The organism is Paenibacillus sp. VMFN-D1, from assembly GCF_003386155.1.
In the GTDB taxonomy this organism is placed as follows: Bacteria; Bacillota; Bacilli; order Paenibacillales; family Paenibacillaceae; genus Paenibacillus_AQ; species Paenibacillus_AQ favisporus.
This window is the reverse complement of sequence record NZ_QRDU01000001.1, coordinates 2,262,317-2,285,852: the sequence shown is the minus strand read 5'-3', so window position 1 is coordinate 2,285,852 and position 23,536 is coordinate 2,262,317. Positions and strand designations below refer to the sequence as shown.

The window sequence follows — 23,536 nt, the reverse complement described above, 5'->3', positions numbered from 1 at the left end:
ATACGTTCAGGCGGGACTATCAGCTGTGGATCATGATTTTTCCCGCCGTTGTCGTTATTTTTATTTTCAACTACATCCCGATGTACGGCATTCAACTGGCTTTTCGGGACTATAGCTTCACTAAGGGCCTGACTGGCGGAGAGTGGAGGGGATTGTTCTACTTCCGACAATTCTTTGAAAATTACATGTTCGTGGATCTGATGAAAAATACGGTGGTCATCAGCGTGGCGACGATTGTGCTCAGCTTTCCCGCACCGATCATTCTCGCCCTGCTCATCAATCAGGTCCGGTTGAAGCGGGCGAAGAAGACGCTGCAGACGACCGTGTATTTGCCGCATTTCATCTCGACCGTCGTCATGGTCGGACTGCTGAGCGTGCTGCTCTCGCCGAACTCTGGAATCATCGGGCACCTGCTGCAGTGGCTTGGCCTCGGGGATGTCAATCTGCTGGGGTCGACCAAGACGTTCGTCCCCGTATATGTACTGTCGGAAATTTGGCAGCATGGCGGATGGAACAGCATTATCTATTTGGCTGCTTTGTCCACCGTGGATCCGCAGCTGTACGACTCCGCAAAGATGGACGGAGCAAGCCGCTGGCAGACGATCCGGTATGTCGACATTCCCGCCCTTGTGCCGACGATCATTATTTTGTTCGTGCTCAGCATGGGCAGCGTCCTGGGAACGGGCTTCGAGAAAGTATTTCTGATGCAAAACCCCCTCAACTTGCCGGTTTCCGAAGTCATTGCCACCTACGTGTACAAAATCGGGATTATCAGCAGCCAGTTCAGCTATTCAGCCGCCATCGGCCTGTTTAATACCGTCATCAATTTTATCTTCCTGTTTGTCATGAATATGATCGCCAAGCGGTGCTCGGACATCAGTCTGTGGTAGAGACGGCGATCCCGAAAGGAGCATGGAGTATTGATACTTACACATCGTAATCGCAGGAGTGCGGGGGACGTTCTGTTTCAAGTGATGGTTACCGCCCTGTGCGTGCTGATTTTTCTGATCGTGGCCTATCCGCTGTACTTCGTTGTGATTGCATCCGTCAGCGATCAATCGCTGGTGTCGACAGGCCAAGTGACGCTGTATCCCAAACATATCAGCTTTTTTGGCTATCAGGAAATTTTCAAGGATGCCCGCATTTGGACCGGATACAAAAACACGATCATTTACACGGTGCTGGGTACGGCGGTAAACCTGCTGTTTACGCTGCCGGCCGCCTATGTGTTGTCGCGGAAAGAGTTCCGCGCCCGCCGGTTTATCATGTTTGCCTTCGTGGTGACCTTGTTCTTTAACGGCGGCTTGATTCCAACCTACCTGCTGATGAAGCAGCTGCATTTGACCAATTCGATGTGGGTGTTTATCATCCCGTTTTCGGTCAATGTGTACAATTTAATTATCGCACGGTCGTTCTTTGAGCACTCCATTCCGAAAGAGCTGCATGAAGCAGCTTCGATGGATGGCTGCAGTCACTTCACTTTTTTCGTAAAAATCGCACTTCCGCTGTCCAAGGCGGTTGTGTCTGTCATCGCCCTGTATTATTTAGTCGCCCATTGGAACGATTTTTTTACCGGACTCATCTATATCCAGAGCAATTCACTCCAGCCGCTGCAAATCGTGCTGCGGGACATCCTGCTGTCCAACCAGGTGTTTTCATCCGGAGCAGGCTCCGGCGGAGCTGCCGGAGGGTATGCGCAGCAGTATGCGGACCAGGTCAAATATGCGGTGATCATCGTATCCACACTGCCGATTCTTATCGTGTATCCGTTTATACAGAAATATTTCGAAAAAGGCGTCATGATCGGCTCGGTGAAAGGTTAGCAGAGCGGGTTCATGTCAGCACGAATGAATAAAGCCGCCGGGCAGCTGTGCCCGGCGGCTTTTGTATCATCGAATCATCATAATGATCGGACCTTTAGAATCGTTTCGATGGCAGGGATCGACGATTAAGCCCCTTCGGTCAATACCGGCAACGTAATCGTGAAGACGGATCCTTCGGATTCCATGCTTTTGACGGTGAGCGTACCGTTGTGATCCTGGATGATTTTATGGCAGATGGATAGGCCGAGGCCGGTTCCTTCTTCCTTGGTCGTATAGAACGGATCGAAGATTTTCGGGAGCAGGTCTTCGGGGATCCCCTTTCCCGTATCGGACACGTCAATGGTTACGACCGAATTCGTTTGCTGCACCTGAATATGGATATGACCCGGCTGTTCCATCGCCTCGATGGCATTGCGCACCAGATTTATCAGCACTTGTACGATTTTATCCCGCTCCATTTCAACCATGACGGAATCACTGACATTCTCCATGCTGATGCTGTGCCCTCTGGAAGTCACCTGCGACTCGGTTAAATTTCTTGCTCTTTCCACGCAATGTGAGATGGGCTCGGGCCGGATGTTGCCAAGATGGGGCTTGGAAAACTGCAGAAACTCCGCCGTCAGCTCGTTCATGCGCGTGATCTCGTTGGTGATAATATCGACCCATGGCCCGATATTGTACGACTGCGATTTGGACAGATGGATGAAGCCCTTCAGCGTTGTGAGCGGATTCCGGATTTCATGAGCCATGCCCGCAGCAAGCTCGCCGACGATTTTCAGCTTTTCGCTTCGGAACATTTCTTCCTCCCGCTTCAGCCACAGCATCCTCTTTTTCTGAAACAGCCGGTCTTCGGCCAGCATGATAATATCATGCGAGGTTGTGCTTTCCCGGGGAAACCGGGCCGTGCTGTAAGTCACCTCGTAGCCGAGCTTGCCCGATTCAAGAATATCCTGGGCTTGTCCAAGCGACCCATCGGTATCCGGGATCACCATGGCGAACCGGTCCCCGGCATAACGGGAAATGGCGAAGGCGCTCGGGAAGTAAGTCCGGATGATGAGCGATATTCTCGTCAATATTTCGTTGCCGCCGCGGATGCTTTCCTTGTTTAGGCTTTTAAAGTCCTGAAAATCCAGCAGAATCAGTACAAACGGCGATTTTTTCTTTTCAACCAATTCGTTGACGGCACTGACATAACCGTCGTAGTTCAAAAACCCGGTCAGCGGATCATGTGATGCGAGAAACTGGTTTCGTCTCAAAAGCCGCTTTCTTTCAATCTCGGTTGTGACGAGATAACGCATTCCAAGGACGATTAATACCAGACTAACCAGATCGTAGACCGAAACCAATAGATTGTAACGGTCCCAGGGGAGGTAGCTTAGCCGGATGACGGTATACAACATGGAATAAGCAAATGCCAGCGACAGCGTATACTTCAAGTTTCTCGTATTTCGGGTTTCCATAATAATTAATATAAAGTAAATGATTTGCGTCCAGTTGAGCTGGGAACTCCAATGGAAGAAAGCGAGGCTTACGGATTGAAGAAGCAAGGAACGGCTGCTGGACTCGGCGAAAAAAATCATCACCCCCGTCAGCATCGCTCCGGAGAGAAATAGCAGAAAGATGCTGTCGGCTTTGCCCAACAGAATGGAAGATAACATGATAAATGTAGTTAAGGAAGGAATCAAGACGTGTCTTGTCTGTTTTACGATCATGTTTATGCTCCTAGGGAAAAAAGTAAAATTTCAGTAAGCCCTTATCTACTGCCATTATATCGGATAGGCCATGAAAACAATGTCGAATTTCCGTGTCGCCTTGGAAATGATCATGATTTTTTTTCTCCTATGGAGAAAACAGATTTTATGGTATAAATGACCTCATAGCCCGCCGGATGAATTCGGTGTGGAGGGATGCCGGAAGGATCCGGCACGAACGCAAACCAGGGGGAGTGTCATGCGGACGTATTTTGTCATCAGCCAGATCATCTATGTGTTATGTTTTGTTCCGTGGCTGCTGATTTGGGGAATTTCGTTCATGGGGTTTGACAGTGGAATCAGTGGAGCGGCCATCGCCTTGGTGTCCGTGATCGGCGTTTACCCGCTCGTCACTATTGCCTGTGCCATTATGGCCTGGGTGTTCTACAAGAAGAGGAAGAGAGCGGCGGTCATCGTGAATTCAATTCCGCTCTTGTGGGTACTGGGCATCGGCGTGCCGGTGCTCGCATTGAATCTTTCGTGAACGATTCAAGAGCATGAACAATGCAAAGCCCGGCAGCTTCAGGATAAATCCTGAGCTGCCGGGCTTTGCGTCTTTACAGCACCTGCTATGGCTACCGACCGTCAACCGATGCTCATTCGGACAAAGCCTCATAAAAATATCCCGCAGGCTCCACTTTAAAGCTATACTTTTCCAGGGATATCCACTATTGTTGACTGTGTATCCATATGGATGACCAGAACAATCGGGGAGTGTGAAACAGTGGAGTCTTATGATTGGGATGAGAAGATGGGGTATTTGCGCCGGAGAATGAGTCTTTATTATAATGACGACTACATCGCGTTTTTGGTCAAATCGGTTTGGAAATGGGAAACTCCGGTTCGGATCGTCGATTTTGGCTGCGGTTACGGGCAGCTGGGCTTGATGATGCTTCCGCACCTGCCGGAAGGCTCAACCTATACGGGGATCGATCCGGGAGCTAGACAGATTGACTCGGCCAAGGAGCTGTACGCTCACCTGCCCTGGAAGGCCGAGTTCATTCAGGCGGAGCTGACGGATGCTGACCTGGGCAGCGCCCTTGATGTCGCCGTATCGCACGCAGTGCTTATGCATAGATCCGATCCCCTGCAGCTGCTGGCCAAGATGGCCGAAAGCGTGAAGGACGGAGGAACGGTTATTTGTTACGAGCCTCACGGCTGTGCTTCCATGTCGAGCTATTATTTTGATGATGTTTTATCTACGGAAGTCATGCCGCTCGGCCCGCTTCAGAAGCTGCATGAACAGGATGCTTTGCGGACCGGGAAGGACGCCAACATCGGCATGAAGCTTCCGGTTTACTTTTCGCAGCTGGGACTGCGCCGGATCGAGAGCAGAATCAGCGATAAGGTGAACTATTACGACCCGGCACAGGATTCCGAGGAAACGAGGGCTTTGTTCAGCAACCTGCAGTTTGAATGCCCAGGTCAGGAGGAAGACTATATTCAAGCGCTGATTAAGCGGGGGCTAACCAAGGAGGAAGCAGAAAGGCTCTATATCGCCGAGGACCTGTTATCCCAGGTCAATACGCCGTCGATTGCGTTCGCCCATGCGCCGAGCATGAAAATTACATTCGGTACGGTAGTCCGATAAATCCGTGTAACATAAAAAGGAGCTGTTCCCAAGGTTCATTGACCTACCGGGACAGCTCCTTTTGCTTACGACCATTTTTAACCAGACCTTATTCAACATCATAACAGAACTGAAAGAAACAGTCTATATTTTCAGCAGGAGACTGGGGTATAGTTGGTGATGCCGGCAATCCAATCATAGAAACGGGGAAACAGTATGGAAAATGCATGTCATCTTTCCGAGTCGGATTTAACGCATTATACCAAGCAGGTATTCGGATCGGGTTACGCGATCTCGCAGATTACGCGGCTGAACGGAGGGGCCCAGAAGGTCGTCTATCAGCTCGATTTTCTGAACGGTTTTTCCTGTATGCTGTACGTTTGGGATTTATCCATGAATTACTTTCGGGAAGAAATCGAACAATCGGATCATGATATGCGCTCCTATGGAGCCGACTTGTTTGGCGAGAACAACCGGGTACTAACCCGATTGGGTATTCCCACACCCGAGCTGTATAACCTTAATCTGGAGCGCCGGGAGTATGCGTTTGATTATGCGCTTGTCGAACGTATAGGGGGCGGCAAAGCGGAAGACTATTTTGCATACCCGGATGCGGCGGAGCAGCAGCGATTGTTTCGGCAGATCGGGGAGATGGTAGCCAAAATGCACGATAGCGCGAGAGATGTGCACGGGCGGCCCGGCCAAACCAAGCCTCCGCGGAAGTCCTGCCAGCAGGAGCTGGTGGACAATGCCCTCAGGCAGATCATGTATGCAGCTTCTTATTTGCCTGAGATTGCGGCTGCTCAAGAGGGGCTCATCTCCGTCCTTCAGGAATGTTCATCGCGAATTCGTCCAAGGACATCTTACGGACTGATTCATGGCGAGCTTGGACCGGACCACATTTTGGTGAATGCGAATCTGGAGCCGTATCTGATCGATATTGAGGGTGTAACCTATTTCGACATTGAGCATGAGCACAGTTTTCTGGAGTTTCGGTTCGGGGAGCATTACCGGTATTTCCGTCAGGACCATCTGGATCCCGACCGGATGGCCTTCTACCGCCTGCACCACCATATCTCCTTAATCAGAGGCGGTTTAAAACTGCTTCACCGCGGCTTTCCCGACCGGCAGCTTGCACAGGGTATCGTGGATCACCATCTGAAGTGCGCCTTGAAATATGTTCATAAAACATTCCATTAACCGATTAACTGTGGAAGTCTCTCTCAGAGGCTTCTTTTTTGTTAGGAGCGCCCGGCAGGCAAATTTTATGTTCCCGGGAGTGCCGCGGAAACTGAATCAAGCTATATGCAGGAGGATAACCTATCCTTGCAGACATCGTTAAATAAAGGAGGTACAGGTCAGACATGAAGGATTTTCCGCTTGCACCCCATGAATCGATTGATCTTCATGAAGTGCTGAATTTTAAAACGCTCTGCGTCGCCAAATCGAAACTGATGCAGGGGATGGTTTTTGACAAAGAACTGAAGGCCCTGATGCAAAAGGACGTTGAACAGTCCACGCAGGCCATCAACGAGCTGAAGGCGGTTTATGAACGAGCTCCGTTTCAGGCTCCGGTTCCGGAAAGCAAGCCTGCCCCCATCCTAAATTGAAGGTGATACGCTGATGAACAACGATTATTTAGATCCGATTAATTCGCTCAACATGCCGGAGATGGCCGATATGACTTTTGCTATGGACTTTTTGATCCGGGCGAAGGAAGGGGTTCGTAATACCGCAGTTGCCCTGACCGAAACCGTATCCTCAGAAGCGAGGGAACTGCTGAAAAAGCAGCTGAAGCAGGGGATTGCCCTCCATCAGGAAATCACCGAGCTGATGATCCGTAAGAAATGGTTTCACCCGTATGAGCTGCACGAGCAGTACCAGCTGGACCAGCTGTCGGCAAAAAACACGGCCATGATTGCCGAGATGAACCTGTTCCCTGCAGATACTTCGCGCAAAGGGATGTTCGACCGGACGCCCGATGAGCAGACGGAGGAAAGCCGGGCATGATGAAAGCCGTTACGTACCAAGGGGTTAAAAACGTCGTCGTCAAGGACGTCCCCGATCCGAAAATCCAAAAACCGGATGACATGATCGTCAAGCTGACCAGCACCGCTATTTGCGGCTCCGACCTGCATCTGATCCATGGTATGATTCCCAATCTGCAGGAGGATTACGTTATCGGTCATGAACCGATGGGTATTGTGGAGGAAGTGGGGCCCGAAGTCACCAAGCTGAAGAAAGGCGACCGGGTCATTATCCCGTTTACGATTGCCTGCGGTGAATGCTTTTACTGTAAAAATCATCTGGAGAGCCAGTGCGATAATTCGAACGACAACGGGGACATGGGTGCGTATTTCGGCTACTCGGGAACGACCGGCGGTTATCCGGGCGGGCAGGCCGAGTATTTGCGGGTTCCATTCGCCAATTTCACGCACTTCAAAATTCCGGAAAACAGCGAGCGGCCGGATGAGAGCCTTGCTCTAATCGCCGATGTGATGCCCACCGCCTATTGGAGCGTAGACAATGCCGGCGTCAAGCAGGGGGATACCGTAGTCGTGCTAGGCTGCGGACCGGTAGGACTGCTGGCGCAAAAGTTCTGCTGGCTCAAAGGGGCGAAGCGGGTCATCGCCGTCGACTATGTGGATTACCGGCTGCAGCATGCCAAAAAGAACAATCAGGTTGAGACCGTCAATTTCGAGCAGCACGACAATGTTGGTGCATACCTGAAGGAAATCACCAAGGGCGGAGCCGACGTGGTCATTGACGCGGTGGGCATGGACGGGAAGATGAGCGACCTCGAGTTTCTGGCGAGCGGCTTAAAGCTGCAAGGAGGCACCATGAGCGCCTTGGTCATCGCCTCCCAGGCCGTTCGCAAGGGCGGAACGATTCAAATTACAGGCGTGTACGGCGGCCGTTACAACGGATTCCCGCTGGGGGACATCATGCAGCGCAATGTGAACATCCGCTCCGGACAAGCTCCGGTCATTCACTATATGCCTTATATGTATGAATTGGTGGCGTCCGGCAAAGTAGACGTGGCCGACATCATTACGCATGTCATCCCGCTCAGCGAAGCCAAACGCGGTTATGAAATGTTCGATACGAAGACGGACAACTGCATCAAAGTTATTTTAAAGCCGTAAGGGAGTGAAGTTCTTGATAAATCCAACGTATGCCATGCATGAATTGTTGGAGGCGCATGAAATTGCCGCCTTCAAGACGGTCTGTATGACGAAGTCCAAAACGATGCAGGCGCTGGTCACAGATCCTGAGCTCAAGCTTATTCTCCAGCAGGATGCCGCGATGTCATCCGATCAGCTGGCCGAGCTTGCAGCCGTTCTGAGCAAAGGAAAGGAGACGCTGCAATGAATCCCGTACTGGAATACATGACCGGCATGAACAAATTAACCGACGATGTGATTGCCATGGACTTTCTGGTCACCGCCAAGAGCGGCGTCCGGAATTTGGCGATGGCCGTAACGGAATGCGTTACTCCGGAAATCAAAGGCATCCTGGAGCGGCAATTGGAACAGGCGATCGAAACGCATGAGAAGATTACCAAATACGCGATCGCCAAGGGGCTGTACCATCCTTTCAGCGTGCAGGAGCAATTGCGTGTCGATCTGCAGCAGATTCGGACCGCGCAGAGTATTCCTTTTCCCACACCATAACAGCTTGATTTGTATCAGGCATCTTATCGGTAACTGCATACGAATTAGACAGACAGCCGGCTGTGTCATACAGCCGGTTTTGCTTTCATGATTTATCTCTGCCGGATCGGCTGACTTCAACTCATGAATCATCCCCCTTCCGGGAATGTTAGCCATATCGACATTTGGCAGAAAGAAGGCAGGAAATCACTATGGAACTGTTACTGATGGTCATCGTTCTTCTTATTCTGATCGGCATATCGAACGTTATCAATCACTTTATCCCGGCGGTCCCGGTGCCTCTGATCCAGATTGCGCTGGGCGTCGCGGTCACGTACATTCCCGGCATGCATCATGTACCGCTGAATCCGGAACTGTTCTTGCTGCTCTTCATCGCGCCTCTGCTCTTTAATGATGGAAAAATGACACCCCGCGACGAGCTGTGGCAGCTGCGGTCGTTCATTCTGCTACTGGCGCTCGGCCTCGTGTTTGCCACCGTGCTGATTGCAGGGCCGTTCATTCACTGGCTCATTCCGGCCATCCCGCTGTCGGCGGCTTTTGCGCTGGCGGCCATTCTGTCGCCGACCGATGCGGTGGCCGTCGGCTCGCTGTCCGGCCGGGTGAAGCTCCCGGGCCGCATCATGCGCCTGCTCGAAGGTGAGGCGTTGATGAACGACGCTTCCGGCCTCGTTGCTTTTAATTTTGCCATTGCCGCAACCGTCACCGGCCATTTCTCCCTGCCGCGGGCGATCGGCAGCTTTATCGTGATCGCGGTCGGCGGGATTGTGGTCGGAGTGCTGCTCGGCTTCCTGGCGATTTGGCTCCGCATGCTGCTGCGCAGGCTTGGGATGGAAGATGTCACATTACATGTGCTGATTATTATTTTGACACCGTTTCTGATCTATTGGATTGCTGAAGAATTTCACCTATCCGGTATTTTGGCTGTCGTTGCTGCCGGTGTAACCCATGCGATCGAACGGGACCGGATGAGGGCGGGATCGGCGCGCCTGCGCATCGTTTCCGACAGCACGTGGTCGGTCATCCTATTCTCCTTGAACGGTCTCGTGTTTCTGCTGCTTGGACTCGAAATTCCCGGCGTCCTCCGGACGGTATGGCAGGACAAGGCATACAATAACGGCCAATCCATTGCCTATATCGTTCTGATTACGCTGGTATTAATGGTCCTTCGCTTTGTGTGGGTATGGGCATCGAACCGCCAATTCCGTTCCGCCGTGCTGACAGCGTTGTCCGGTGTACGGGGAGCCTTGACGCTGTCGGCGGCCTTCTCCATTCCGTTGACACTGGCCGACAACAGTCCTTTCCCCGAACGGGACTTGATCCTCTTTATCTGTTCAGGCGTCATTCTGCTGACCCTGATCAGTGCCAGCGTGTTACTGCCCATCCTGACCCGCGGTCCCCAGGTGAATCCCGCCCTCGCCGAGGATGCCGAGAGACAAGCGCGCATCCGTGTCATTGAGGCGGGCCTCCGAACGGTCAAAGAGGAGAAAAACGATGAAAACCGGCAGCAGGCTATCGAGCTAATCGCTGCGTATTCCCGCAGGCTGCAGATGTGCAGATTCAGAGATCGTGCGGAAATGAACCGATTATGGAAAGAGGCTGTGGAAATCCGGCTGGAGGCGCTTGAGGCGGAGAAGGAAACCGCGGACCGGTGGCTGCAGGAAGAGCGGATATCGCCAAAACTTGCGGATCGGTTCAAGGCCACGATATCGCAGATCGAGCTGCTGCTGTCCACCCGTTTCAAGGTGAAGAAGCTGATGATCGTCGGATGGTCGGCCATCACCCGGCTGTTCCAAGGCAGCAAACACCAAAAAGCCCGCATGACACCAGACCACCCGAAGTGGAATGCTTATAAGGCGCTGAAGCTGGAAGCGATCCGTGCTGCGATAGAGCGGGTTAAGGGGCTCGAGACAGCGGGCAACCGGGACACCATCGCCATGATTATTGCCGATTACCGCGGGCTGGAGCTGCATCTGACACAAGAACCTGCACACGAGGAGCGGGCTGAAGAGATGGATGCGGTCCGCCGGGAGCTTGAGCTCAAGGCCATCCAGTCGGAGCGGAACGAAATTCAAAGGCTGTTCGAAACGGGTGAGATCAGCCGGGCGCTGGCCAACAATTTAAGGCTGGACGTCAATTATCATGAGGCGCATCTGTTTGAATCGCAAACCGTGCATGAGGAGGAAGGGGAGCATGCTTAGAAAGCGGCTTTGCCTTCCCTGCTGAGAATGGTAAAATAAGCTCATTCCGGTTGGGGAGGGGAAAGTATGGAAGCTTTCGTTAACGGGATCAAGCTCCATTATGTCGATGAAGGAACCGGCTTCCCGCTGGTTGTATTGCATGGGCTTGGCCTGGACGTTCACTCGATGGAATCCGTCATTCACTCGTTCAGTACCGATTTTCGCGTCATTGCCATCGATGCCAGAGGGCATGGCCTGTCGGATAAGCCGGCAGATTACAGTCTCTCGGATCATGTTCGGGATGTCATCGCCGTGATGGATTTCCTGAAGCTGGACAAGGTATACCTGGTGGGTGGATCGATGGGAAGCTATATCGCGCAAGGAGTCGCCATTGCCGCTCCGGAGCGGGTGGAGAAGCTGGTGCTTGTCACGCCCAAGTCCAATGGCAGGACTTCGTCGATGGCCCGTTTATTCAGCGAGCATGCCGAGGAACTGGAAGGTATGGATACCCCGGCAAAGGTGCAGCATTTAAGCCGGTACATGTTTCACAATCTCTCATTGGTCGGAGCGTGGATGCAGCATGTTCAAGAGGGCGGAACAAGCTTGACGGAGGAGCAGAACGCCGCTTCCAACCGGGCGCTTGAAGGGTTTGATTTCCGTCCCGATTATGGCCGGATTACGGCGGAGACGCTGATCATCAGCGGGAAATACGACGGTCTGAATCCGCCGGAGTGGGGCAGGGAAATCGCGGATGCCATTAAGGGAGCACGATTCGTAGAGTTCCTTCACTCCGGGCATGCGCCGCATGTGGAGGAGCCGGAGCGGTTTGTCGAAACGGTAAGAAGCTTCCTGCTTGCGCCTCCGGAACAAAGCTGAAGATTGCACCGACCAAGCAGCAAGGGGAGCGGGGATAAAAGTCATGTTACATAAATTCGGATTTTCACAATATGAGAGCAAGGTGTACGAGGCGTTGGCGTCGGCGGAACAGCCGATGGACGCCACGATGATCGTGAAGCATTCCGGCGTGCCCAAGGCGAAGATATATGAAGTGATCTCCCGGATGGTAGAGAAGGGGATGGTGCTGGAATCCGTTTCGGAAAAAAAGAAGCTGTACACCGCATTGCCTCTTCCTCTCGTGATCGAAAAATTAACGTCAGAGTTTCAGTCGGACATTCAGGAGCTGGAGCAGCATAAGGTTCAGAAGGCGGTCATCGACGACCATGTCTGGAGCTTGAAAGCAGACTCATCGATCGGATCCCAGTTAAAGCAGATGATGGAGAATGCAGAGCGCTCGATCCGGTTTTCGGCATGGGAGGACGATTTCCACAAGTATCTGCCTATTCTGCTGGAAAAGCAGCAAAATGGCGTCAAAGTGGAAGGTGTCGTGATTGGCGATACGCCTGATGGCCTGCCCCAAATCGTCCCGATGAAGCCTAGCGAGCAGCATGTCATGCTGGAGCGGTTCAGGCTGCTGATCGTAGACGACCGCGAGGTCGTATTCGCCGGCGTGGAGAATGATTCGTGGCAGGCGATCAAGACCCAGTCACAGCCGTTTGTGCGCGTGTTTACGGACTATTTCCATCACGATTTGCTCTTGGCCAAAATAACAGGCAAATACAATGATATTCTGCTGAACGACGAAGAGATTATGACGGAATTGCTTCAGTTGAAATATTAAGCGCGTCACGTGAAAAACGGGTGGACCCGGATCCACCCGTTTTTTGTATGCAAAAAATAGGGGTTGATCCTCATTTTGAATTAGGTTACCATTGCAGTAGTAACCAAGCGAAACATGGAACAGAGAGATTTTTACAGAGGGGAGTTACATGCTGCATGAATTTTAAAATTTACATTCTAGCGATCGCCTGCTTCGTGACCGGAATGGTGGAGCTGATCGTCGGGGGGATGCTGGATCTCGTTTCATCGGACCTTCATATTTCGGTGAGCACAGCCGGGCAGTTGATCACTTTGTATTCCGTTGTATTTGCCATTTCGGGGCCTGTGCTGCTGGCGGCAGCTTCGAGGGTCGAACGTAAACTGCTGTACCAATGCGCCCTGCTGGTCTTCATTGCCGGCAATGTGCTTTCGGTCGTCAGCCCGAATTTCACGATGATGGTGATCGCGAGAATTTTATCGGCGGCGAGCGCCGCGCTCATCACCGTGCTGTCTATCACGATGGCTTCCCAGATGGCGGAACCGGCGTACAGAGCCCGGGCAATCGGCGTTATCTTTATGGGAGTCAGCGGCTCCCTTGTACTGGGCGTACCTGTGGGTATGATGCTGGGCAACGCTTTTGGATGGCGTGCTCCGTTTGTCATGATCTCCATTCTGGCCGTTATATCGTTCATCGCGGTTCAAATTTTTATTACCAAAACGCCTCCCAGCGAGACCGTGCCGCTGCGCAAGCAGCTGGCATCCTTGAAAAACGGCAAAATCATTTTTGGCCAGCTGATTACGATTTTGATGCTGACCGGTCACCTGACCTTATATGCTTATCTGACGCCGTTTTTGCAGGAAACGCTGCATCTGAGTCCTTCCATGCTCAGCCTGTTTTATTTTATTTTTGGCATCGCGGCTGTTCTTGGCGGCGGGGCTGGTGGCTGGGTCACCGACCGGTTTGGGCCTGAGAAAAGCATTCTGACTATTGTCAGCGTGTTTGCCGTGGCCATGCTGCTGATGCCGGTATCTACGGTTTCGGTGTATGTCTGCCTGATCGTGATGATCATTTGGAGCATGCTCAGCTGGTCGATCTCTCCTTCAATGCAGAGCTACCTGATCAAAGCGTCACCGGAATCGCCGGACATCCAGCAGAGCTTGAACAGTTCGGCTTCCCATATCGGTATTGCTCTGGGATCGGCGATTGGAGGCATGGTGATCGAAGGATCGTCGGTGTATTACAATGCCTGGGTTGGCGTTATTTTCGTCCTGCTCGCATTGGGATCCGCGGTGCTGTCGATTACTTGGAAAAAGCGCCGGGTCGAGTCTCGTGCGGCTGCGGGCGTCCAGGAAACATCATGATGGAGGTGAATTCCGCAGTGGCAGCACAGCGGAATGTCAATGGAACAACAGTGGAATATGGAGCCTGCCAAATGCATGGCGTTGACCGTTCAGTTGATGCAGGGTCGAATCTGCCCTGTGACCGGCGGTGATGAAGAAGCAGACGGCTTTTACCAAGAGTTGGGGCGATTTGCCCAAGACCCTGTCATTCACGAACTGCTTGAGAGCGGAAGCTTTGAATTGGTTGACGTGGGGGATGATATATTTGCTTATAAACGAAGCATGGATCAGCATCGGCTGCTGATCGTAGCGAATATGAACAAGGAGGAGGCGGCATTCCGGGGTGACGGAATAACAGGCGGACAGAAAATGGTATCCGTCTATCCGGATACCGTTCCATCCGAAGCGATGCGGCTGCGGCCGTATGAGGCGTTTGCGGTATTGATCAACGGCTGAAGGAGGGGAATCCCTCCTTTTTTTGTGCACTGCTGGAGTGTTTTAGTATAAGGGGGGGATATTAATCGGTGCCTAGACCTCAGAGATAAGCCTTCCGATGAAGACGATGTACAAGAGGCAAAAGATCAGCATCATATTTAACAGTATAGTGCCCAATGAGAGAATGATTTGCTTTCGGTTCCCGCCAGGGTAAAATCCGGCTATGCCCCAAAGAAAAGACAGGGTGGCGGCTATGAGCAGAAGAACAAAAGGGTCGAACCGAATCAGACGCCCAAATCCGAACGTGGGGTTTGGGGTTGTCATGAGGAGGCTAAACGCAATCCAGCAAATAAGGGCAACGCCTAATGATATGGGACCGCTTCTTCTCATATTTCTCGCTCCTGTGGGTTATTTAATACCAAGTATACCCAAAGACGGGTCACTGTCACGAAAAAAACACTTGATAATGAGATTCATTATCACTTATGATACTTAAAGAGATATCTTACACGTAAAACCGGATGGATCGTGGATGTACATATAGGTTTCGTACAAATAATGATACTCTAGCCTATATAGAATGAACTAAAGTTTTGCATTTCTTTAGTTCATTCTATCTAGATGAACCAGTGGAGGGGACATACTAACATGAAACTCAAACTTAAAGGATCACTGCTGCTTGCGCTGCTGATGAGCTTTACCGTATTGGCCAGCGCCTGCGGCGATAAAGCCGGCAATTCAAATAAAATGGATTCGGGGGCAGCGGCAGGAGGTAACAGCACCGCGGATACCAAGCAGGAACGCGTACTGACGGACGCGCTCGGCCACGAAGTGAAAGTGCCAGCGAATCCGCAGCGGATCATCGCATCCTATTTGGAAGATCATCTGCTGACGCTTGGCGTCAAACCGGTTGCCCAGTGGTCGACTGGCAAGGGTTCCGTGCAGTATTACCTGCAGGATCAGCTGAACGGCATTCCGGAAATCTCTTACGACCTTCCCTATGAAGCCGTCATGAGCTTTACGCCGGATCTGATCATTCTGAGCAGTGCGGACATGGCGACGGATGACAAATACGAGCAGTACTCCAAGATCGCACCGACCTACGTGGTAGGTAAAGAGAAGAGCAACAATTGGCGCGAAGAACTGAAGGCGGTCGGGGAAGTGTTTGGTAAGAGCAAGGAGGCTGAGGAGGCTGTTCAAGCTTATGACAAAAAAGCTGCGGAAGCCAAGGAGCAGCTTCAGAAAACGATCGGCACGCATACGGCAGCAGCACTTTGGGTGACGGGCAAAGACATCTACGTGTCAAGCGACCATTTGTCCAGCGGCTCGGTGCTGTATGATGATTTGGGACTGGCGAAGCCTAAATTGGTAGAAGAACTGTCCAAAACCGGCACGGCGAGCTGGAACCAGGTTTCGCTGGAAAAATTCGCGCAAATGGACGCCGATTACCTGTTTATCGTCAACAGCCGCGGCGTATCGAAGGATGAGCTGCTGAAGGATCCGGTATGGGCCAACATCCCAGCCGTCAAAGAAGGCCATGTGTATGAGTTTGACGATCATTCCAGCTGGCTGTACTCGGGAACGATCGCCAATACGCAAATCATCGATGACGTGTTGTCCAACGTCGTCAAATAATTCAATGAAAACTTGTAACGTTCTACATTAGAAACTAAGGTTTAGAAGCCTCGATTCCGGCACCTTCTGTCGGATTCGGGGCTTTTTTCTTGTCTTCTCCACCGGATGCCACCTGAAATTTAGAAACCTTAACTAAAATTTGAAGACTATTTTTCATAGGAACCGCCGCCTATAATTAGTACCTGAAAGGGCTTACATAGGAGATTTCAGAAACGGGGTGCTTTCCAGAACATGAACGCAAGGGCCGGTATCGAAGCCGAGTGGGAACCTGCCGCCGGGAAGGCGAAAGAGAGGAAGCTGTGGCGGAAAATTGTGGGCCAGCGCTATCTGCAGATTATGGCTCTGCTGGGCGTCGCCTGGATGATTGTTTTCAATTATATCCCGATGTACGGGGTCATCATTGCTTTTAAAGAGTTCGACATTATTCACTCGATCTCTTCGGCTCCGTGGGTCGGATTGGATCATTTTAAGGAATTCCTGGAGGACGACAGTCTCGGATACGTGATCAAAAATACGCTCGGGATGAGCCTCCTGAAGCTGGTGATCGGGTTTCCGCTGCCCATCCTGTTCGCACTCCTGCTGAACGAAATCCGTTCGATCGTGTTCAAAAAGTGGATTCAGACGATTTCCTACCTGCCTCACTTTTTGTCCTGGGTCATTCTGGGCGGCATCCTCGCCACCTGGCTGGCGGATGTGGGCATCGTGAACAAGGTGCTGATGGCGCTTCACCTGATCGATCAGCCGATTACATACCTGGCCGAGCCCAAGTACTTCTGGTCCATCGTCGTCACTTCAGACATCTGGAAGGAGATCGGCTGGTCGGCGATCATTTACCTGGCGGCGATTTCGAGCGTATCTCCGGAGCTGTACGAGGCGGCTACGATCGATGGGGCGGGCCGGATGCAAAAAATGTGGAACATTACGCTTCCTTCGATCAAAGGCACGATTTCCATTTTGTTCATTCTGGCCGTCAGCGGCATCCTGAACTCCAACTTTGACCAGATTCTCGTGCTGCGCAACTCGCTGAACGAAACGTCTAGCAACGTCATAGACGTCTACGTATACAACGTTGGACTGGCAGAGAGCCGGTACTCCTACGCGGCTGCGGTCGGACTGATCAAAAACGTGATCGCTCTCGCGCTGCTGCTTGGAGCCAACAGCATTACGAAACGGCTTAACAATACTTCCTTATTCTGATGGGACGGCGGTGACTCTTCGTGTATTTATTCAAACGCCAGAGCGCTTCGAGCGCGATCTTTGAAATATTCAACTCCGTGCTGATGCTGATCGTCTGTTTCGTCACGCTCTATCCGATCTGGTACGTCATCGTGAACGCATTTAATGACGGGGCGGACGCGATGCGGGGCGGCATTTACTGGTGGCCGCGGCAGTTCAGCCTGGACAGCTTCCAGGCCGTATTCCGCAGCGAGGGCATCATGACCGCCATGGGGGTCACGGTGGCCAAGACGCTGGTCGGTACCCCGGTTCACGTGTTTTTTACCGCGATGGTGGCGTATGCCTTTTCCAGAAGGGAGCTTGTCGGACGCAAGCTGTACATGTTCATCGGCACGGTGACGATGTTCTTCGGTGGAGGCCTCATTCCGTATTACTTGCTGATCCGGGATTTGCATCTGCTGGACAATTTTCTGGTATACATCATACCTGCTGCGTTCAGTTTCTTCGACCTGATCATCTTCCTGTCGTTTTTCCGGGAGATTCCCCCGGGATTGGAAGAAGCGGCGAAGATTGACGGGGCGAACGATTTTAAAATTTTCTACAAAGTCATCATTCCGGTATCCATGCCGGTGGTGGCGACAATCGCTCTCTTTCACGGGGTGTACCAATGGAACGATTACTTTACCGGGATGATCTTCATTAATGACACGAACCTGCAGCCGATCCAGACGTATTTGTACCGCGTCGTTGCGCAGTCAAGCTCCAACCAGATGCTGGCATCCATGCCAAGCGGCATGGCGGTGTCGGTGACGAGCCAATCGCTGAAGCTGGCTACCATGGTCGTTACCACCGCACCGATCGTCTTCGTGTACCCGTTCCTGCAAAAGTATTTTGTAAAAGGCTTCATGATCGGATCGATCAAGGAGTAACCGGGAATCCGGGTTTATCCATGGTTATCAGTCCCGCCTGGCGGGAGTGTTAATAGATTAACGAAAGAAAAGGGGTTAGAATCCATGAGCAAATCGCGCAGACTCATGACTTCCATGATCGCTCTGACCGTCGTGTTCACGATGGCGCTGTCCCTTGCGGGCTGCTCCGGCGGCAAGAGCGAGACAAACGGCGGAAGCACCGCCGCGACAAGCGGAAGCACGGATGCGAAGAACACGTCGTCCACGGGCGGCGGGGAAGCCAAACCGAATCCGGATGAGCCGGGCTGGAAGTCGGACAACGCGCCAATCACGTTTGATTGGTACATGAACTTTTCGTGGTTCAATAAAAAATGGGGCGGCGACGCGACTGCCGAATATGTCACCAAGAAAACGGGCGTCAGCATCAACTTTATCGTTCCGGCGGGTAATGAGAACGAGAAGCTGAACACCATGATCGCCTCCGGCAAGCTTCCGGATTTCATTACGCTCGGCTGGAGCGAGGAAGCCGTCAAGAAGATGATCGAGGGCAAGCTCGTGCTTCCGCTGAACGAGTTGGCCGATCAATACGATCCATACTTCTTCAAAGTAGCCGACCCTGCTAAACTGGGATGGTACACGCAGCCGGACGGCAACATCTACGGTTATCCGAACGCATCGTCCTCTCCTGAAGATTACAAAAAGTACGGCTCGAACTTCACGTCAAACCAAACGTTCGAGGTTCGCAAGGACATGTATGAAGCCATCGGCAGCCCGGATATGAGCACGCCGGAAGGGTTCCTGAACGCGCTCAAGCTGGCGAAGGAGAAGTTCCCAGAAGTGAACGGCCAGCCGCTCATTCCGCTTGGGCTGCATGAATTCAGCGAGACCGGCAATTATTCGCTCGAAGGCTATCTCCAGAACTTCCTGGCGATCCCGCAGCAGAAGGACGGCAAGCTGTACGACCGCCGCCTGGATCCCGAATACATCTCATGGCTGAAGACGTTCCGCAAAGCCAACGAAATGGGACTGCTCTCGAAGGACATCTTCATCGACAAGCGTCCGCAAATGGAAGAAAAAATCGCACAGGGACGCTACTTCGCGATGCTGTACCAGCGCTCCGACTTTGACGCGCAGAACATGTCGCTGTACCAGAAGGACCCGAATTCGGCGTACATCGCGATCAACGGTCCGGCCAACTCCAAGAAGGACGCGCCGACCCTTTCCGGTCCTGGCATCTCCGGCTGGACGCTGACCCTGATCTCCAAGGACGTGAAGGACAAGAAGCGGGCGATCGAGTTCCTGACCTACCTGATCAGCGAGGAAGGCAACAAGGACCTGTTCCTCGGCGAAAAGGGCGTGACCTACGACAACATCGACGGCAAAGACCAGTTCCTGCCGGATGTCGTGAAGCTCCTGAATACGGACCGTACCGCGTTTGACCAGAAATACGGCGCGTCCTACACCTACTGGATGCTGATGGATACGAACATGAACCTCCAGTGGGCACCGCCGGGCGTCGATCCGCAGAAACAGATGGCGGACTGGACGAAGGGCAAATCGATCAGCATGTCCGAATTCGACAATCTGGATCCGCCGAGCACATCCGAAGAGGGGATTGCCGGCAGCAAAAACGCACGGAATTGGGGCAAACTGCTGCCGAAGCTGCTGCTGGCCAAATCGGATGCCGAGTTCGACGAGATGTGGAACAACTACATCGAAGACCGCAACAAGAACAAACAGGACAAAATTGACGCGTATCGTCAAAAGGCATACGAAGAGAACGTTAAAAAACTGGAAGCGCTCAACAAATAAGCGCCTTCTGACACAGGCCTGGAATCCGCGATTTTTTGCTCGCGGATTTTCAGGCTTATTACCATAATGGGCTGGGTGGTGCTTGCGGCTATGATCAAACTTGCCCGGAATCGAATGGCCAGGCTGTCGACCGCCATCGGCCGGATGCCGATTCAATTGAAGCTGATCCTATCGTTTATCTGTATTATTTTGATCCCGATCACCCTGGTTTCCTGGTATTTATTCAACGGGGTATACCTGAATACGATCAAAGATTTGACCAAGAAAAACCAATATATTCTGGAGATCGAGAAAACGAATGTGGCCAACAACATGCAGGTGATGGAACGGACGGCCCAGCTGGCCATCTCCAACAGCGAGATCAATGAGTATCTGCAGAGCCGGGAGGAGCTGGATACGGCCGATTTGATCGATTTTAAGATGAAGACGTTCTCCAGCTTTCAGTATTATCTGTTTAACAATCCGAACATCGCCAACATCCGGCTGTATTCGGAAAACCCGAACGTAAGAGAGTTTTGGCCGGTTATTTTCAAAGAATCCCGGATCAAGAACAAGCCCTGGTACCAGACGGTTCTTCGGCGCAACGGACTGGTCTGGTGGGAGATCAGCGCGACGAATAAGGACGTAATCAAGAACAGCACGGTGGCCAGCGACCAGGTCGGCGATTTTGTTACGCTGCTGCGCGAGATCAAATATCCGAACGATAAGCATAACGGCATCCTGGAGGTGACGATGGAGCTGAACAACTTTTTTATGAAAACCTTCAGCAGCGTACAGGATACAAGCTCGCAAATGATCGTGGTGAACCGGGAGGGTAAGGCGTTTACCAACCCGTCCCTGAGCCTGATGCAAACGCTCCCCGTCGAAACGATCATGGCCGAGTTCGCCAAGCATGGCAAGAAGACGGACCACGAATTTACCTTTACCTATAACGGGACGCCATATTTGTGCATTCCGAGCGATATGGAGCCGCTGGACAGCTATCTGTTCAACGTCGTTTCGCTAAAAAGTGCTTTGTCGGACGTCAGCAAACGGCGGAATACGATTATCATTGCGACGATTATTCTGATAGCCCTGCTGTCGGCCACGTCCTATATCCTGCATTCCTTGATTTTGAAAAAGCTGAATATTTTGCGCGATTCGATGAAAAAAGTACGCAAAGGCGACTTTAATTTCGAAATTAACATCACGAGTATGGATGAGATCGGAGAATTGGCGCATCATTTCCGTCAGATGCTCAAACGGATGAATGAGCTGATCGTCGACGCAGTGAACCGCCAGGCGGCAACCAAGGAAGCGGAGCTGAAGTCGCTCAAAAACCAGATTGACTCCCATTTTCTGTACAATACTCTCGAAAACTTAAAGATGCTTGCCGAAATTGAGGGCCAATACACGATTTCCGATGCGCTCACCTCACTCGGACGTATGATGCGCTACAACCTGCAGTGGACCAGCAACCATGTGCGGCTGAGGGATGAACTGGAGCATATCCAAAACTACATCGCCATCATGAACATACGCTACGACAACAATCTGGTGCTGAACATCAACGTTCCGCCGGTCCATATGGAACAGGAAGTGCTGAAGATGTCGCTCCAGCCCATCGTCGAAAACGCTGTTAAGCATGGGATGGGTTCCCGTTCCGAGGGCGAAAAGCTGGAAATCGCTATCCATGCTTATGTATCGGGGGACAGCATCATTATCGAGGTCTGTGACAATGGCGACGGGATTCCCGAATCCAAACTGAAGAAGATCAACCTGATGATCCGGCTGGAAGACGCGGACTATCAGCAAATGCGGAAGGAGCTGAACGACGGGGAAAGCAGCGGCATCGGACTGCGAAACGTCGATCAGCGTATCGTTATGTTTTACGGGAAGTCGCACGGGATCCGGGTGGAGAGCACCGAAGGAAGTTTTACGCGAGTCACGATGACGCTGCCTTATCTAATTCTAGCGGGAGGTGTGCCTGCCCATGTGCAATCTGCTAATCGTTGATGATGAGAAAAATATCCGGGATGGCCTGAAAGCGATGATTCGCCGCGAATTCGGCGACGACTACGCACTGTACTTTGCCGCGAATGGGGAGCAGGCGCTTCAAGTCATGGACGAGACGGAAATGGACCTGGTCATTACCGACATCCGCATGCCGGTGATGGACGGAATCGAGCTCATTAACCGTATACAGGATCAGGAGGCGCGGCCGGATCTGGTTATTCTAAGCGGTCATGACGACTTCCAGTATGCTAAAGCGGCGATCCGCTGCAATGTGAAGGAATACTTGCTGAAGCCGATCGTTCGTGACGAGCTGTTCCGGACGCTGCGGCGCCTTGACGAAGAGCGCATCCGCAAGGGGGAAATCGCCGATCAGCTGCGCGGAACGAAGGCGCTGAAGGAAAATTATGCGGTGAGCCGGCTGCAGTATTTGTTTTTGCAGGAAGGCATGGACGAGCGCGCCATTCGGGATGTGGTCCTTCAGGCGGGACTGGATTGGCTGGATGCGGGCGGATACGCCGCGCTGGTCCTCGTTCCGGAACGCTACCGGGAAGCCGGCTGGGATGAGTTCACCACTTATGTGGACCAGATGATCGGCTGGCGGCCGGGTGAACGTTATATCCGTTTTTATGACAAAGACGGCAAACTCGTAATGTTTACCGACACCGCTGCTCCGTTCAACCGGCTGGGAGAGGAAATCAACCGCCAGTCGTCCAGCGCCATCCGGGCCGGCATCAGCGAACGGATCACGGGAGCAGGGGAGGTGAAGAAAGCTTACCAGCAGGCCGGCCGGGCGTTGAAGTACTTTTTGTTCCAAAACATGCCGGGACTCATTCGGAGCACTGAACTGTCCGGCAAACGGACGGATTACCGCATCCCGGTGGAAGACATCCGGAAGACGGCCAACCTGCTCGGATTGGATCGGGATGCCGAGCTGAGCCGGCTGCTGCAGCATATTTTCGATATCCGGACGATTCTTCAATATGATATTGGGTATCTGGAAGGGATCAGCCAGGCTTTTAACGAGCATGTATTCGACCAAGTGTTTCAAACCTATGGCGAGGAATCCGTCGACATTTTAAAACTCCACAAGCAGGTGGGGAATCTGTATAACTTCAACCATTTTCATGATTATTTCCATAGTTTGGAGGGCCTGCTCTTCCTGCTGAGCGATTATGTGAAACGGATGCGGTCGATGCATTTTGACCAGAGCGAGATTCAGCGGGCCATCGTCTATATCGAGGAGCATTTTCATGAAAATTTGAATATGGCCGTCGTTTCCAATCACGTCTCATTGAATTATTCGTATTTCAGTCAAGCTTTCAAGGAGTATACGGGGGAGACGTTTGTCAGCTACTTGCGGAAGCTGCGGATCCGTAAGGCCAAGGAGCTGCTCGGCAGCACGGACCTGAAAGTGTACGAAATCAGTGAGCGGGCCGGGTTCGAGAACGTGAAGCATTTTACCAAGGTCTTTAAGGAAATGGAGGGCGTTGCGCCGCTCGAATACCGCTCGCAGCAGGAGGCGCTAAGGCGGAGGTGAACCAAGGGCCGGAACGACAAGCATCCTGTAGCAGAAGGCATTGCCC

The 23,536-nt window shown here is 52.2% G+C and carries 23 protein-coding genes; 21 read left to right on the top strand and 2 right to left on the bottom strand.

Features of this window, described 5'->3' with window-relative positions; genetic code table 11:
• The first annotated feature begins 32 nt into the window (after nt 1–32).
• Both C7820_RS10490 and C7820_RS10485 read left to right on the top strand, forming a co-directional pair.
• Nucleotides 33–890, top strand: coding sequence for an ABC transporter permease (locus tag C7820_RS10490; RefSeq protein ID WP_397334157.1), 858 nt, complete (start codon nt 33–35; stop codon nt 888–890).
• 84 nt (nt 891–974) lie between these two features.
• Nucleotides 975–1,823: a carbohydrate ABC transporter permease gene (locus C7820_RS10485; RefSeq protein ID WP_084203727.1), complete on the top strand. Its 849-nt coding sequence runs from the start codon at nt 975–977 to the stop codon at nt 1,821–1,823.
• 125 nt (nt 1,824–1,948) lie between these two features.
• On the opposite strand, the gene C7820_RS10480 is transcribed toward C7820_RS10485, so the two are convergent.
• Entirely contained in the window at nt 1,949–3,535 is a 1,587-nt protein-coding gene (locus C7820_RS10480; protein WP_116230895.1) for an ATP-binding protein, read from the bottom strand.
• 238 nt (nt 3,536–3,773) lie between these two features.
• Between C7820_RS10480 and C7820_RS10475 the strand changes: the two genes are divergently transcribed.
• The 14 genes from C7820_RS10475 (at nt 3,774) to C7820_RS10405 (ending at nt 16,062) form a co-directional block, all read left to right on the top strand.
• Nucleotides 3,774–4,058, top strand: coding sequence for a hypothetical protein (locus C7820_RS10475; protein WP_116230894.1), 285 nt, complete (start codon nt 3,774–3,776; stop codon nt 4,056–4,058).
• Between the two features lie 240 nt (nt 4,059–4,298).
• Nucleotides 4,299–5,165, top strand: coding sequence for a class I SAM-dependent methyltransferase (locus C7820_RS10470; RefSeq protein WP_116230893.1), 867 nt, complete (start codon nt 4,299–4,301; stop codon nt 5,163–5,165).
• 195 nt (nt 5,166–5,360) lie between these two features.
• A complete protein-coding gene (locus C7820_RS10465) occupies nt 5,361–6,344 on the top strand; it encodes an aminoglycoside phosphotransferase family protein (protein ID WP_116230892.1) in 984 nt (327 codons plus the stop codon).
• Nucleotides 6,345–6,508: 164 nt separating this feature from the next.
• Nucleotides 6,509–6,754 (top strand): spore gernimation protein GerQ, encoded by a 246-nt coding sequence (locus C7820_RS10460; protein ID WP_105443330.1) that lies wholly within the window; start codon nt 6,509–6,511, stop codon nt 6,752–6,754.
• A 13-nt stretch (nt 6,755–6,767) separates the two neighbouring features.
• A complete protein-coding gene (locus tag C7820_RS10455) occupies nt 6,768–7,154 on the top strand; it encodes a spore coat protein (protein ID WP_116230891.1) in 387 nt (128 codons plus the stop codon).
• Nucleotides 7,154–8,290, top strand: coding sequence for a zinc-dependent alcohol dehydrogenase (locus C7820_RS10450; RefSeq protein ID WP_116231716.1), 1,137 nt, complete (start codon nt 7,154–7,156; stop codon nt 8,288–8,290). Before C7820_RS10455 ends, C7820_RS10450 begins: the two co-directional genes overlap by 1 nt.
• A gap of 34 nt (nt 8,291–8,324) precedes the next feature.
• The gene (locus C7820_RS10445; RefSeq protein WP_181909068.1) at nt 8,325–8,516 is read left to right on the top strand and encodes a hypothetical protein; all 192 of its coding nucleotides are present in this window, start codon (nt 8,325–8,327) and stop codon (nt 8,514–8,516) included.
• Nucleotides 8,513–8,818, top strand: coding sequence for a spore coat protein (locus tag C7820_RS10440; protein ID WP_116230890.1), 306 nt, complete (start codon nt 8,513–8,515; stop codon nt 8,816–8,818). The genes C7820_RS10445 and C7820_RS10440 overlap by 4 nt, the downstream gene beginning before the upstream one ends.
• 191 nt (nt 8,819–9,009) lie before the next feature.
• Nucleotides 9,010–11,016 carry a Na+/H+ antiporter gene (locus tag C7820_RS10435; protein ID WP_116230889.1) on the top strand — a complete coding sequence of 669 codons (2,007 nt, stop codon included), beginning with the start codon at nt 9,010–9,012 and terminating at the stop codon, nt 11,014–11,016.
• A 66-nt stretch (nt 11,017–11,082) separates the two neighbouring features.
• Complete coding sequence (locus C7820_RS10430) at nt 11,083–11,871, top strand: alpha/beta fold hydrolase (protein WP_116230888.1); 789 nt, start codon at nt 11,083–11,085, stop codon at nt 11,869–11,871.
• Nucleotides 11,872–11,914: 43 nt separating this feature from the next.
• Nucleotides 11,915–12,673, top strand: coding sequence for a TrmB family transcriptional regulator (locus tag C7820_RS10425; RefSeq protein WP_116230887.1), 759 nt, complete (start codon nt 11,915–11,917; stop codon nt 12,671–12,673).
• A gap of 155 nt (nt 12,674–12,828) precedes the next feature.
• On the top strand, nt 12,829–14,013 hold the full coding sequence (locus tag C7820_RS10420; protein ID WP_116230886.1) for an MFS transporter: 1,185 nt from the start codon (nt 12,829–12,831) through the stop codon (nt 14,011–14,013).
• A 33-nt stretch (nt 14,014–14,046) separates the two neighbouring features.
• Entirely contained in the window at nt 14,047–14,448 is a 402-nt protein-coding gene (locus C7820_RS10415) for a hypothetical protein (protein ID WP_147306273.1), read from the top strand.
• A 627-nt stretch (nt 14,449–15,075) separates the two neighbouring features.
• Nucleotides 15,076–16,062: an iron-hydroxamate ABC transporter substrate-binding protein gene (locus tag C7820_RS10405; RefSeq protein ID WP_116230883.1), complete on the top strand. Its 987-nt coding sequence runs from the start codon at nt 15,076–15,078 to the stop codon at nt 16,060–16,062.
• Nucleotides 16,063–16,096: 34 nt separating this feature from the next.
• Here the strand turns inward: C7820_RS10405 and C7820_RS33830 are convergent, their stop codons facing one another.
• Nucleotides 16,097–16,219, bottom strand: coding sequence for a hypothetical protein (locus tag C7820_RS33830; RefSeq protein WP_258875198.1), 123 nt, complete (start codon nt 16,217–16,219; stop codon nt 16,097–16,099).
• Between the two features lie 74 nt (nt 16,220–16,293).
• Between C7820_RS33830 and C7820_RS10400 the strand changes: the two genes are divergently transcribed.
• From C7820_RS10400 to C7820_RS10380, 5 genes are all read left to right on the top strand, one after another.
• Complete coding sequence (locus tag C7820_RS10400) at nt 16,294–17,259, top strand: ABC transporter permease (RefSeq protein ID WP_116230882.1); 966 nt, start codon at nt 16,294–16,296, stop codon at nt 17,257–17,259.
• A gap of 83 nt (nt 17,260–17,342) precedes the next feature.
• Entirely contained in the window at nt 17,343–18,167 is an 825-nt protein-coding gene (locus tag C7820_RS10395; protein ID WP_285855204.1) for a carbohydrate ABC transporter permease, read from the top strand.
• A gap of 84 nt (nt 18,168–18,251) precedes the next feature.
• Nucleotides 18,252–19,958: a type 2 periplasmic-binding domain-containing protein gene (locus tag C7820_RS10390; protein ID WP_116230880.1), complete on the top strand. Its 1,707-nt coding sequence runs from the start codon at nt 18,252–18,254 to the stop codon at nt 19,956–19,958.
• Nucleotides 19,959–20,048: 90 nt separating this feature from the next.
• Nucleotides 20,049–21,953, top strand: a complete 1,905-nt coding sequence (locus C7820_RS10385; RefSeq protein ID WP_116230879.1) for a cache domain-containing sensor histidine kinase — start codon at nt 20,049–20,051, stop codon at nt 21,951–21,953.
• A complete protein-coding gene (locus tag C7820_RS10380) occupies nt 21,931–23,490 on the top strand; it encodes a response regulator (protein WP_116230878.1) in 1,560 nt (519 codons plus the stop codon). The genes C7820_RS10385 and C7820_RS10380 overlap by 23 nt, the downstream gene beginning before the upstream one ends.
• Nucleotides 23,491–23,536: the final 46 nt, after the last annotated feature.

What these genes read in the sequence shown, in the direction of transcription:
- C7820_RS10425 (WP_116230887.1), top strand. Translation starts at nt 11,915, where the DNA reads ATGTTACATAAATTCGGATTTTCACAATATGAGAGCAAGGTGTACGAG.
- C7820_RS10435 (WP_116230889.1), top strand. Translation starts at nt 9,010, where the DNA reads ATGGAACTGTTACTGATGGTCATCGTTCTTCTTATTCTGATCGGCATA.
- C7820_RS10455 (WP_116230891.1), top strand. Translation starts at nt 6,768, where the DNA reads ATGAACAACGATTATTTAGATCCGATTAATTCGCTCAACATGCCGGAG.
- C7820_RS33830 (WP_258875198.1), bottom strand. Translation starts at nt 16,219, where the DNA reads ATGAAAAATAGTCTTCAAATTTTAGTTAAGGTTTCTAAATTTCAGGTG.
- C7820_RS10490 (WP_397334157.1), top strand. Translation starts at nt 33, where the DNA reads ATGATTTTTCCCGCCGTTGTCGTTATTTTTATTTTCAACTACATCCCG.
- C7820_RS10445 (WP_181909068.1), top strand. Translation starts at nt 8,325, where the DNA reads ATGCATGAATTGTTGGAGGCGCATGAAATTGCCGCCTTCAAGACGGTC.
- C7820_RS10405 (WP_116230883.1), top strand. Translation starts at nt 15,076, where the DNA reads ATGAAACTCAAACTTAAAGGATCACTGCTGCTTGCGCTGCTGATGAGC.
- C7820_RS10480 (WP_116230895.1), bottom strand. Translation starts at nt 3,535, where the DNA reads ATGATCGTAAAACAGACAAGACACGTCTTGATTCCTTCCTTAACTACA.
- C7820_RS10390 (WP_116230880.1), top strand. Translation starts at nt 18,252, where the DNA reads ATGAGCAAATCGCGCAGACTCATGACTTCCATGATCGCTCTGACCGTC.
- C7820_RS10420 (WP_116230886.1), top strand. Translation starts at nt 12,829, where the DNA reads ATGAATTTTAAAATTTACATTCTAGCGATCGCCTGCTTCGTGACCGGA.
- C7820_RS10395 (WP_285855204.1), top strand. Translation starts at nt 17,343, where the DNA reads ATGCTGATCGTCTGTTTCGTCACGCTCTATCCGATCTGGTACGTCATC.
- C7820_RS10415 (WP_147306273.1), top strand. Translation starts at nt 14,047, where the DNA reads ATGTCAATGGAACAACAGTGGAATATGGAGCCTGCCAAATGCATGGCG.
- C7820_RS10485 (WP_084203727.1), top strand. Translation starts at nt 975, where the DNA reads ATGGTTACCGCCCTGTGCGTGCTGATTTTTCTGATCGTGGCCTATCCG.
- C7820_RS10380 (WP_116230878.1), top strand. Translation starts at nt 21,931, where the DNA reads ATGTGCAATCTGCTAATCGTTGATGATGAGAAAAATATCCGGGATGGC.
- C7820_RS10430 (WP_116230888.1), top strand. Translation starts at nt 11,083, where the DNA reads ATGGAAGCTTTCGTTAACGGGATCAAGCTCCATTATGTCGATGAAGGA.
- C7820_RS10475 (WP_116230894.1), top strand. Translation starts at nt 3,774, where the DNA reads ATGCGGACGTATTTTGTCATCAGCCAGATCATCTATGTGTTATGTTTT.
- C7820_RS10465 (WP_116230892.1), top strand. Translation starts at nt 5,361, where the DNA reads ATGGAAAATGCATGTCATCTTTCCGAGTCGGATTTAACGCATTATACC.
- C7820_RS10450 (WP_116231716.1), top strand. Translation starts at nt 7,154, where the DNA reads ATGAAAGCCGTTACGTACCAAGGGGTTAAAAACGTCGTCGTCAAGGAC.
- C7820_RS10460 (WP_105443330.1), top strand. Translation starts at nt 6,509, where the DNA reads ATGAAGGATTTTCCGCTTGCACCCCATGAATCGATTGATCTTCATGAA.
- C7820_RS10400 (WP_116230882.1), top strand. Translation starts at nt 16,294, where the DNA reads ATGAACGCAAGGGCCGGTATCGAAGCCGAGTGGGAACCTGCCGCCGGG.
- C7820_RS10385 (WP_116230879.1), top strand. Translation starts at nt 20,049, where the DNA reads ATGATCAAACTTGCCCGGAATCGAATGGCCAGGCTGTCGACCGCCATC.
- C7820_RS10440 (WP_116230890.1), top strand. Translation starts at nt 8,513, where the DNA reads ATGAATCCCGTACTGGAATACATGACCGGCATGAACAAATTAACCGAC.